Raw genomic sequence first — 9,352 nt, forward strand, 5'->3', positions numbered from 1 at the left:
CGGCTTCTGAGCAGCACACCCGCAGGGCTCCGCTGGGCACTGGGGTACATCCGGCCCCACGCGCACCGTCTGGCCCTGGTGGTGGGGCTCAGCCTCGCGTCCACGGTCTCGTCCCTGGCGCTCCCCTACCTGACCCGCCTGCTGGTGGACGACGCGCTGCTCGGTCGCGATGGCCGTGCGCTCGTGCTCATCGTGGGTGCGTTCGCCGCCCTGGGCGTGCTCGGCTTCGGCCTCAACGTCGTGGCGGGGCTGCGCTACACGCGCGTCTCGGCGGACATCCTCTTCGCGATGCGCCGCGACCTGTACCGGCACCTGCAGAGCCTGTCCCCCCGCTTCTTCGCGCGCACCCCGCTGGGCGACATCGTCTCGCGGATCAACGGCGACATCGGCGAGATCCAGCGCGTCGCCGCCGAGACGGCGCTGGCCTGGATCGGCAGCGGGCTGTACCTGGTGGGGACCGTGACCGTGATGATCTGGCTGGACGCTCGGCTGTTCCTCGTCGGCCTGCTGGCGATGCCGCCCAGCCTGCTCGCGCTCGTGCTCTACCGCCGCCGCCTGGAGGCGAGCGTGACCCGGGTGCGGGAGCGCAGCGCCGACATCGGCTCCTTCCTCATCGAGACGCTCCTGGGAATGCGCCTGGTCGTGGCCAGCAACGCGCAGGAGCGCGAGCTGGCCCGCTTCGAGGAGCGGAACGATCGCTTCGTGGACGCGCTGCTGCGCATGCGCTGGGCCACCTACCTGGCGGGTGGGCTCCCCGCGTTGCTCCTCACGCTCGGCACGGCGGCGGTCTTCCTCTACGGAGGCACGCGCGTCATCGCAGGCTCGCTCACGCTCGGGACGTTCGCGGCCTTCATGGCCTACCAGATGCGCTTGCTGTCACCCGTCCAGGGGCTGATGGGCCTGTACGCCGGGCTCGCCTCGGCCCGCGCCTCGCTGACCCGGGTCGCGGCCCTGTTCGCCGTGACGCCCGAGGTGGTCTCCGCGCCGGGGGCCGCCCCGCTCGGGCCCATCCGGGGGCACATCACCCTGGAGGGCGTGCACGTCTCCCACGAGGGCGTTCCGGTGCTGGCCGGCGTGGACCTGGACATCGCACCCGGCGAGGTCGTGGCCCTGGTGGGCCCCAGCGGGAGCGGCAAATCCACGCTCGCCGATCTGCTCACACGGCAGATCGACCCCGACGCCGGTCGCATCCTCCTCGATGGGCGCGATCTGCGCTCCGTGCCGCTGTCCGACCTGCGAACCGCGGTGCTCACCATCGACGCGGAGCCGTTCCTCTTCAACGCGTCGCTGGAGGAGAACGTGCGCTATGCCGTCCCCGACGCCGGCGCCGAGGCCTTGGAGGGGGCGCTGTCCGCGGCCGGCCTGGAGCGGGTCCGCGACCGGAGGCCCGACGCGGCCACGCCGCTGGGCGAGCGCGGTCGGGGCTTGTCGGCCGGCGAGCGTCAGCGGGTGCAGATCGCGCGCGCGTTCCTGGCGCGCCCCGCGGTGCTCGTGCTGGACGAAGCCACGGCCTCGTTGGACCCGGCCAGTCAGGCGGAGCTGTGGTCCACCTACGCGCGTCTGTCGACCGGACGCACGACCCTGGTGATCACCCACCGACCGGAGCTGGCCCGGCTCGCCGACCGGATCGTGCTGCTCGAAGACGGCCGCATCCGGGCGCAGGGGGCGGCGGCCGCGTTGGAGGCGGAGAGCCCCTCGCTGCGACGTCTCTTCACGAGCGCATGAGCGCCGAGCGCACGTTCGCCGTGCCCCCCGACGCGGCCTGGCTCTCCGGGCGCACGGGCCGCGGGGTGCGGGTGGTGGTCGTGGACAGCGGCGTGAACCCCTGGCATCCCCACGTGCGCGCGGTGGCCGGCGGGGTCGACGTGCGCGCGGACGGCACGCTGGGCGAGGACTGGATCGACCGGCTCGGCCACGGCACCGCCGTGTGCGCCGCCATCAAACAACACGCGCCGGACGCAGAGCTGTGGGTGGCGCGCGTCTTCGAGGACCGGTTGGCCACGCGCATCGATGTCCTGGTGCGGGCCCTCGAGTGGGCGATGGCGCAGGAGCCGCATCTCGTCAACCTGAGCCTGGGCACCGCCACCGCCGCGCACCGCAGCGCGTTCGAGCCGGTGCTGACACGCGCCTCAGCCCAGGGCACGCTGGTGGTCTCGGCGGACGTGCACGACGGACGGGAGTGGCTTCCGGGCACGCTCCCCCAGGCCGTGGGGGTGCGGGTGGCCCCCGCCCTGCCCCAGGGCTCCGTGTGTCTCCACACGCTCGCGGACGGCGGTGTGCGCGCCGAGGCGGTGGGGCTGCCCCGCCCCATCCCGGGCGTCCCGGCCGCGCTCAACCTGCACGGGATCAGCTTCGCGGTGGCGACCACCACCGGTGCGCTGGCGCGCGTCCTGGAGGGTACCGGCCGGCCTTCGGGGTTCGCGGGCCTGCGCCAGGCATTCCGCCCCGCTTCCCTCGAGGCCCCCGCCCGGACCGAGGGCCTCGCGGCCCGGAGCGGGAGGGAGTCCCCGTCCGGCGCGCCGCACCCGTGTGACGGGAGCCCCTGATGGGCGCCGGCGCGCCGTCGGCGGCCCACGGCAGCGACCGGGGCGCGTTCCCGGATCTCATCGTGATCGGGGCGGCCAAGTGCGGGACCACCAGCCTGCACCATCAACTCGATCTGCATCCCCAGATCGCCATGACGCGCGAGAAGGAGCTGCACTTCTTCACGGGCGGGCGGCGGTGGGAGCGGGGGCTCGACTGGTATCGGGCACAGTTCGACCCGCGCGCGCCCGTGCGGGGTGAGGCGTCCGTGACCTACACCGCGTTCCCCAAGCACCGCGGTGTGCCTCAGCGCATGCACGACATCGTCCCGGACGTGCGATTGCTCTACATCGTTCGTGACCCCATCGCGCGGATCGTGTCGGACTACGTGCACCGCTTCTCCGACGGGCTGGAGCACCGCCCCCTGCGGGATGCGCTGGAGGTCCTGGAGGGGAACGACCTGGTGGAGCGCAGCCGGTACCACCTGCAGCTCGAGCAGTATCTCGCGGTCTATCCGCAAGACCGGCTTCGCGTCGTGTCCCTGGAGCGGCTGCGCGCCGATCCAGCAGGTGTGCTGCAGGGGATCTACCGTTTCCTGGAGGTCGATTCCGCGTTCGCGTCCCCCCGACTCCACGACGTCTGGAATCCCACGGCGGTGAAGCGCCGGAAGGGGCCGGTCGCGCGCGCCCTCTACCGGCTGTCCCGGACCGCGCCGGCGCGCATCCTCTCTCCGGAGATGCGCCGCCGGATCGGGCTGGTGCTGTATCGGCCGTTCTCGCGCCCCATCCAGCGGCCCTCCCTCGACGACATCACCCGCGCACGCCTGGTCGACTTCCTGGCGCCGGACGCGGCGCGCCTGCGCGCACTCACGGGCGAGGCGTTCGCCGAGTGGAGCGTGTGACCTGGGCTCACGCCCGGAGGGCGACGGCAGGATCCACGCGCATCGCCCTCCGGACCGGAAGCGCGATGGCGAGCGCACCCATCCCCAGGACCAGGACGGCCACCACCCCGTAGGTGAACGGATCGATGGGGGCGACGCCCACGAGGAACGGTCTCGCCCTCGGGGTCAGCAGGACGGCCCCGAGCAGTCCGGCCCCGGCCCCGATCGACACGACCCGGAGCCCCCTCGTCAGCACGGCCCGGCCGACGCCGGCCTTGCTCCCGCCCAGTGCCAGGCGGATGCCGATCTCGCGCGTCTCCTGCGCGACCGTGTACGCGACCAGGCCGTGGATGCCGAGCACGGCCAGCACCAGACCGAGCACGCCCAGCACCCCGATCAGACCGCTGGCCAGGCGCTGCGGGAGCAGCGCTTCGTTGGCGATCTCGCGCAGTGTACGCGCCTGATCCACCCGGAGCTGGGCATCGGCCGCGCTCACGGCGTCGGCCAACGCGCGCTTCCCGTCGGCGATGGGACCCGCGACGCGTATCACGAGGACAGCGGATGCGCGATACGTCTCCTCCATCGGTCGGTACAGGGTGGGCACGGGGGTGTCGTCCTGGACCAGCAGCCGTGCATCGGCGCTGACCCCGACGACCTCCCGGGAACGTCCGTCCAGGACGACCTGACGTCCCAGCGGATCCTCCCCGGGCCAGAAGCGGTCCGCGAAGGCGCGATTCACGACCACCGCGGCGGAGGTCACGTGGTCCGCGTCGCTCAACCTCCGCCCCGCGACGAGCGGGAGCCCCACGACGTCGAACCATCCCGGCCCGACCGGCATGTCCTCGACGGCGAACCCCTCCAGTCCGTCGGGAGGCACCTGCCCCGGGATCCCCACGGCAACGGGTGACCGGGCGGCGCCCAACGGAGCACGGCCGGCCCAGGTCACCGCGGCGATGGTCGGAGCGCCGGTCAGCTGGCGCGCGAGCGCGTCACGCCAGGCCGGGCCGCTCTGCGCATCATAGCGCTCGCCCGGCAAGGCCAGGCGACCCACGACCACGTCGTCGGCCGCGAGCCCCAGGTCCGCGCGCAGGCCGTGCCGTACCGACCGGGTGAAGAGCCCGGCGCCGACCAGGAGGGAGGTGGCCAGCGCCACCTGGACCACCACGAACGCCCAGCGCGCACGCTTGGGGCCGACGCCTCCACCCCCGCCCCGGCCCAACAACGAGGCGGGCGCCCGGCCGGTCCCGTACAGCGCCGGCGCCGCCGTGGCCACCAGGGAGGTCAGCAGGCCGAGCGCGATGGTGAACGCCAACACGGGCAGATCCACCGGAAGGTCCACACCGAGGCGGAACCCGGCCAGGAAGCGCTCCAGGCGCTCCGTGAGCCAGACGGACAGCCCGAACGCGAGGAGCGAACCGGCTCCGAAGAGGAGCAGCCCTTCGCGCACGGCGTCCCAGACCAGGCGGCCGCGACTGGCGCCCAGCGAGGAGCGCACGGCGATCTCCTGGCGGCGGGTGACGGCCCGCGCGAGCAGGAGTCCGCCGATGTTGGCGCAAGCGATCAGGAGGACCAGGGCCGCAACCGCGCCGAACACCGCCAGGATGCCGAAGACGCCGGAGCGCAACGAATGATCGATGCCGGTCGTCGGGGTCACCTCGACCCGGAGTCCGGCGTTGGTCTCCGGATAGCGTCGGTCCAGGTCCACCGCGACCCGGGTCAGGGACGCCTGGATCTGCGCGACGGTGGCCTCGGGCCGACGGCGACCGATCAGCTCCAGCGGCTTGTCCGCCCGCGAGGTGGGATCGCTCCCCGGACGGAAGACGTCGATCATGGAGAGCGGCACCCAGGCATCCACCGGAAAGCCGATGAAGTGGCCGGAGAAGCCTTGTGGCGCGACGCCCACGACCGTGAACGCCCGTCCCTCCAACGTGACGCTGCGTCCGACGACGCCCGGATCTCCGCCGAAGGCGCGCTCCCACGTGGCGTGACTCAGGATCGCCGACGGGTCCGCTCCGAATCCGGCGGTGGGATCGAAACGCACCGTCCCCAGATGTGCCCGCACGCCGAGCAACGCGAAGTAGTCCGCCGAGGTGAGCTGGACCGTGACGGGTGGAGCCAGAGGATCGGTTCCGAGCGGCGCACGGACCGCCGTGTAGGCCGCCAGACCGGTGAGCGCGGGGGCACCGTCGGCGAGGTCGCGCCAGTCGGCAAAGGAGAAGCCCGTGAAGCTGTTGCCGCCGGGAACCACGGCGAGGACGTCGACCATCTCGTCCGGTGCCTCGATCGGCAGCGGACGCAGCACCAGGACGCTCAAGGCCGAGAAGATGGCGGTGTTGGCACCGATCCCCAGACCGGCGACGAGGACGACGACTGCGCTGAACCACGGCGTGCGGGCCAGGGCCCGGCCGGTCCAGCGGATCTCCTGCACGCGCCGACGCACTCCCTCCACCACACCCCTCATCGCACCCTCCCCGGTCGAGCGGAGACCCCACCCGGGACGGGGCCCGTCCCGGGGCACATCCTTCCCGCGGCGCCGCGGCGGAGAACGGTCAGGATGGATCGCCGCGGGTCACCTCTGCAACATGCCACGGCCGGGCTCGGGGCGCACGCGCGCCGTAGATGCCGTAGCGGGAGGTCGGGCGACGTGGTCCCCGGACGTGACGCCCACCGCTGGGCGCCCATCCCGGGGATCAGGCCACGAAGGCGCGCCGCGCAGCGTCCCGGTGGAAGGCCCGCACCAGCTCCAACTGCTCGTCCGCGCGCGCTTCAGGTCGGGGAAGGTCGAACCCGGCGAGCTCCGGCCGGGCCGCCAGCGTGTGCTCCAGCGCGGCCCACAGCCGATGCTTCGCCGAGATGCCGGCCAGGAGACCTTCGGCTTCCAGCACGCGGCTCAACGGCGAGTACCCACGGAGTCGGCCATTGAGCTTCAGTTGGCCCAGAGGCAGCGCCAGCCGGGCCAGCACACGCTTCAGCCGACCCCCGTCCATGTCCAGCGCCTGGCGCACCGTGGCCAGCGTATCCTCGTCCTGCTCGATCTGCTCGGCGAGCCACATCAGGCGCTCACCCCAGGAGCCGTCGCGGTTCTGACGCAGGACCCGGCGGGCGAGCGCCGCGCCGGCCGCCGCCCCGGCGAAGTGGTCGTCCAGGTAGATGCCCAGCAGCCTGCGCTCGACCCCCGGGATCGGGCCCTGGATCGGGATGGGAGGCGGATCCTGGATTGTGCGTTCGCCCTGCATGGATGGAGCTCCGTTGATTCGATTGCATCGACCGCTCCGCACCGGGACGAGCAAGGGAAGTGCCCGTCACACACGCGCGTCAGCGCAGCGCGTCTGCGCGGAGAGCGCCCGTGGGTTCGTGCAGGTCGCGACGCGCAGGAACACGAAGCGGATCTCGTGGTGACCAGTCGCGACGCGCGACGTCGCCATGTGCGATGGACAACGACCACTTCCCCCCGCAAGGAAGAGACGTCATGCCAGAGACCGCACAGAAGGCGAAGAAGAAGTCGAACCTGGCCGAATATCTCGCGGCCCATCCGACCTTGAAGATCATCGGGCAGCAGCCGGACCGGATCGAGCCGATGGACACGCCGGAGAAGCTGGAGATGTACAAGAAGCTGGTGGCCAACAGCCTCAGCAAGATCCCCTCGCTCGGATACCAGGAGCCGATCGGGAACGGCGAGACCGGGACGTTCAGCTACGTGGGGGACAAGCCGGTCATCGTCGACCACGACAGCGAGACCTGAGCGGAGGCCCGATGCGCCACCAGATCGCGATCTTCACGCTGCGCGGCGACCTCCACGGACTCGTGGTGCAGGAGGCGCTGCGCAAGCGCGGCGTGACCTGCCACCTCGTGAACACCAACGACCTGCTGGCCCACGGCGGTCTGGTGTGGAGCGACGACGGGCTGGCCCGCCTGCGCTCCGACGAGGGCACGTGGTTCGAGGTCGCCGGGTTGGACGCGATCTGGTGGCGCCGGGCCCTCCAGGCCCAGATCCCACACCCCGGCGTCGAGGCGCCCGACGTGCTGCGCCTCGCCACGAGCGAATGGCGGAGCGCCTTGCTCGGTACGCTGCAGGCGAGCTTCCGGGGCGTCTGGGTCAACGACCCCGACGCGGGCCGCCGGGCCGAGCTCAAGGTCACGCAGCTCGCGGCGGCCCGGGCTGTGGGGCTGCGGGTGCCGCGCACGTTCGTGGGACAGGATCCGCAGGCGCTGCGGGCCTGGCGAGCACGCCACGGGCTCGATCGCATGGTGATCAAGAAGGTCCAGGGCACCATGGAGATCCCGCTCCTGACGGTGCCCATCGCGGCGGAGGACCTGGAGGACGACGCCTCCATCGGACTCTGTCCTGCCATCTATCAGGAGGAGGTCCCGGGTCGGCGCCACCTGCGCATCCACGTGTTCGGCGACCGTGTCCTGGCCGCCGAGCTGGAGAGCGACCGACTGGACTGGCGCCCGGACCTGCAGGTCCCCATGCGCGGCACCACGCTCGAGCCTGCCGAGATCCGCCGCCTGGTGGCGCTCAACCGCGTGCTCGGCCTGGAGATGTCCATCATGGACGCCAAACGCACCGACGGCGGCGATCTCGTGTGGCTGGAGGCCAATCCCCAGGGCGCGTTCCTGTTCGCGGAGGCGCTTGCGGAAGTGGACGTCACGGGCGCGCTGTGCGATCTGCTGCTGGAGTGCGCCGGGCGGGGGCGGAGGGAGCTGCCGCGGAGCGCGTGAGGGCCGTCCCATCCGGACGCACGCGCCTCACACGTCGAATTCGCGCCCGTCCGAGATCGCGTCCAGCGCTCGCTGCAGCGCCCGTACCGCCTGATCCGCGTCCGGTCCTTCGGCCCGGATCCAGAGCGTCGTGCCTTCCGCCGCGCCCAGCAGCAGCACGTCCATGAGTGAGCGGGCATCCGCCTGCGTGCCGGTTTCCACGCACGTGAGGTCGATGCGGGACGCAAAACGGTTCGCGACCTGCACCAGCGTGTGACCCGGCCGGGCGTGTAGTCCCTGACGGATGCCCACATGCGCCACGCCCGTCACGATGCGATCCGTCACGGGTGGGCGAGAACCGTCTGCATCCGCCGCTTGATGCCACCTACGATCTCGGGAAGCAGGCGGTCCACCGCGGCGTGCGCCGCCTCCAGCTCCGGGAGCGAATCCCGGCAGCGCGACTGCAGCGCCGCCTGGGCCTCCGCAAGCGAAGCGGCCGTGTCCGGCCGCGTGATCCGGTGCAGAAGCACCTGCGCATCCTCGCACGCATGCTTGAAGGCGTGCAGTTGGTCGAAGACGTCGTCGTCTACGAAGATGCGATACTTGAACAGGTTCTCCTGGAGCACGTGCAGCTCGGGCCCCAGCCGGCGGGGCGCCGGCGCCTGCGGATCCTGCACGCACTGCAGCGCGGCTGCGGCCCGACTGCGCACCCCGTCCCGAAGCCGGTACACCAGCTCCGCCATCTCCGGGTAGACCGCGCGCCGCGTCTCGAGCTGTTGCAGCTCCTCGTGCTTGGCCAGATCCAGCCGAGCCGTCTCGGTGGCCAGTGCCACCTGGAAGCGGTGGTCGATGGCTCTCGACAGCCAGCGCACGCTCAGGTACTGGAGCACGACGCCGAGCGCGCCCAACAGGGCGACGTCGGAGACGATGCGGATGATCAGGTCCCGGCCCAAGGTCGGTCCTCCGGGTAGCAGGTCGCGAGGAGCAGGGCGTTCGATGATGCCCGGCCGCCGGGCCCGCGGCAAGCTGCGTCTGCCGCCGACCACGGCACGCGGAACCCGGCCAGCGCCCGCCACATCCCCTGACGGAAGCACCGTATCCGCAACGACCTATGCGACGCCGACGCCAACCAAGCTGGGCACGTCCAACCGGGTCGAGGCGGCCCGGCTGGCCCGCGAGAAGGGTTGGCTCCAGCCGGTCGCAGCGCCGCGAACGCGACTCCAGCTCTGGCGGCTGCCGTTCAGCGAC

Annotated in this window: 10 protein-coding genes; 6 read left to right on the forward strand and 4 right to left on the reverse strand. The window is 72.1% G+C overall.

All coding sequences use genetic code 11. The features are described 5' to 3' along the window. Positions 1-78: 78 nt before the first annotated feature. From R3E98_16930 to R3E98_16940, 3 genes are read left to right on the forward strand one after another with little or no spacing between them, the layout of a single operon-like run. Entirely contained in the window at positions 79-1,725 is a 1,647-nt protein-coding gene (locus tag R3E98_16930) for an ABC transporter ATP-binding protein (GenBank protein MEZ4425083.1), read from the forward strand. Continuing rightward, positions 1,722-2,546: a S8 family serine peptidase gene (locus tag R3E98_16935; GenBank protein ID MEZ4425084.1), complete on the forward strand. Its 825-nt coding sequence runs from the start codon at positions 1,722-1,724 to the stop codon at positions 2,544-2,546. The genes R3E98_16930 and R3E98_16935 overlap by 4 nt, the downstream gene beginning before the upstream one ends. Beyond that, positions 2,546-3,424 (forward strand): sulfotransferase domain-containing protein, encoded by an 879-nt coding sequence (locus R3E98_16940; protein ID MEZ4425085.1) that lies wholly within the window; start codon positions 2,546-2,548, stop codon positions 3,422-3,424. Before R3E98_16935 ends, R3E98_16940 begins: the two co-directional genes overlap by 1 nt. Positions 3,425-3,431: 7 nt before the next feature. On the opposite strand, the gene R3E98_16945 is transcribed toward R3E98_16940, so the two are convergent. Both R3E98_16945 and R3E98_16950 read right to left on the reverse strand, forming a co-directional pair. Beyond that, complete coding sequence (locus R3E98_16945) at positions 3,432-5,864, reverse strand: ADOP family duplicated permease (protein ID MEZ4425086.1); 2,433 nt, start codon at positions 5,862-5,864, stop codon at positions 3,432-3,434. Positions 5,865-6,093: 229 nt separating this feature from the next. Beyond that, positions 6,094-6,639, reverse strand: coding sequence for a hypothetical protein (locus R3E98_16950; protein ID MEZ4425087.1), 546 nt, complete (start codon positions 6,637-6,639; stop codon positions 6,094-6,096). Positions 6,640-6,872: 233 nt separating this feature from the next. Here R3E98_16950 and R3E98_16955 point away from each other — a divergent pair, with 233 nt between their 5' ends. Next, on the forward strand, positions 6,873-7,145 hold the full coding sequence (locus R3E98_16955; GenBank protein ID MEZ4425088.1) for a hypothetical protein: 273 nt from the start codon (positions 6,873-6,875) through the stop codon (positions 7,143-7,145). A gap of 11 nt (positions 7,146-7,156) precedes the next feature. Further along, positions 7,157-8,125 carry a hypothetical protein gene (locus tag R3E98_16960; GenBank protein ID MEZ4425089.1) on the forward strand — a complete coding sequence of 323 codons (969 nt, stop codon included), beginning with the start codon at positions 7,157-7,159 and terminating at the stop codon, positions 8,123-8,125. A gap of 27 nt (positions 8,126-8,152) precedes the next feature. Here R3E98_16960 and R3E98_16965 read toward each other — a convergent pair whose 3' ends face one another. Both R3E98_16965 and R3E98_16970 read right to left on the reverse strand, forming a co-directional pair. Then, entirely contained in the window at positions 8,153-8,449 is a 297-nt protein-coding gene (locus R3E98_16965; GenBank protein MEZ4425090.1) for an HPr family phosphocarrier protein, read from the reverse strand. Further along, on the reverse strand, positions 8,446-9,057 hold the full coding sequence (locus R3E98_16970; protein MEZ4425091.1) for a hypothetical protein: 612 nt from the start codon (positions 9,055-9,057) through the stop codon (positions 8,446-8,448). Before R3E98_16970 ends, R3E98_16965 begins: the two co-directional genes overlap by 4 nt. Positions 9,058-9,100: 43 nt before the next feature. On the opposite strand from R3E98_16970, the gene R3E98_16975 reads away from it, so the two are divergent. Continuing rightward, a partial coding sequence (locus R3E98_16975) for a hypothetical protein (GenBank protein MEZ4425092.1) occupies positions 9,101-9,352 on the forward strand: 252 nt, incomplete at its 3' end.

It is taken from the genome of Gemmatimonadota bacterium, assembly GCA_041390125.1.
Taxonomy (GTDB): domain Bacteria; phylum Gemmatimonadota; class Gemmatimonadetes; order Longimicrobiales; family Gaopeijiaceae; genus JAGQIF01.

Bases quoted from the DNA above. Each gene is read 5' to 3' on its own strand.
- R3E98_16935 (MEZ4425084.1), top strand. From the start codon at position 1,722: ATGAGCGCCGAGCGCACGTTCGCCGTGCCCCCCGACGCGGCCTGGCTC.
- R3E98_16940 (MEZ4425085.1), top strand. From the start codon at position 2,546: ATGGGCGCCGGCGCGCCGTCGGCGGCCCACGGCAGCGACCGGGGCGCG.
- R3E98_16945 (MEZ4425086.1), bottom strand. From the start codon at position 5,864: ATGAGGGGTGTGGTGGAGGGAGTGCGTCGGCGCGTGCAGGAGATCCGC.
- R3E98_16950 (MEZ4425087.1), bottom strand. From the start codon at position 6,639: ATGCAGGGCGAACGCACAATCCAGGATCCGCCTCCCATCCCGATCCAG.
- R3E98_16955 (MEZ4425088.1), top strand. From the start codon at position 6,873: ATGCCAGAGACCGCACAGAAGGCGAAGAAGAAGTCGAACCTGGCCGAA.
- R3E98_16960 (MEZ4425089.1), top strand. From the start codon at position 7,157: ATGCGCCACCAGATCGCGATCTTCACGCTGCGCGGCGACCTCCACGGA.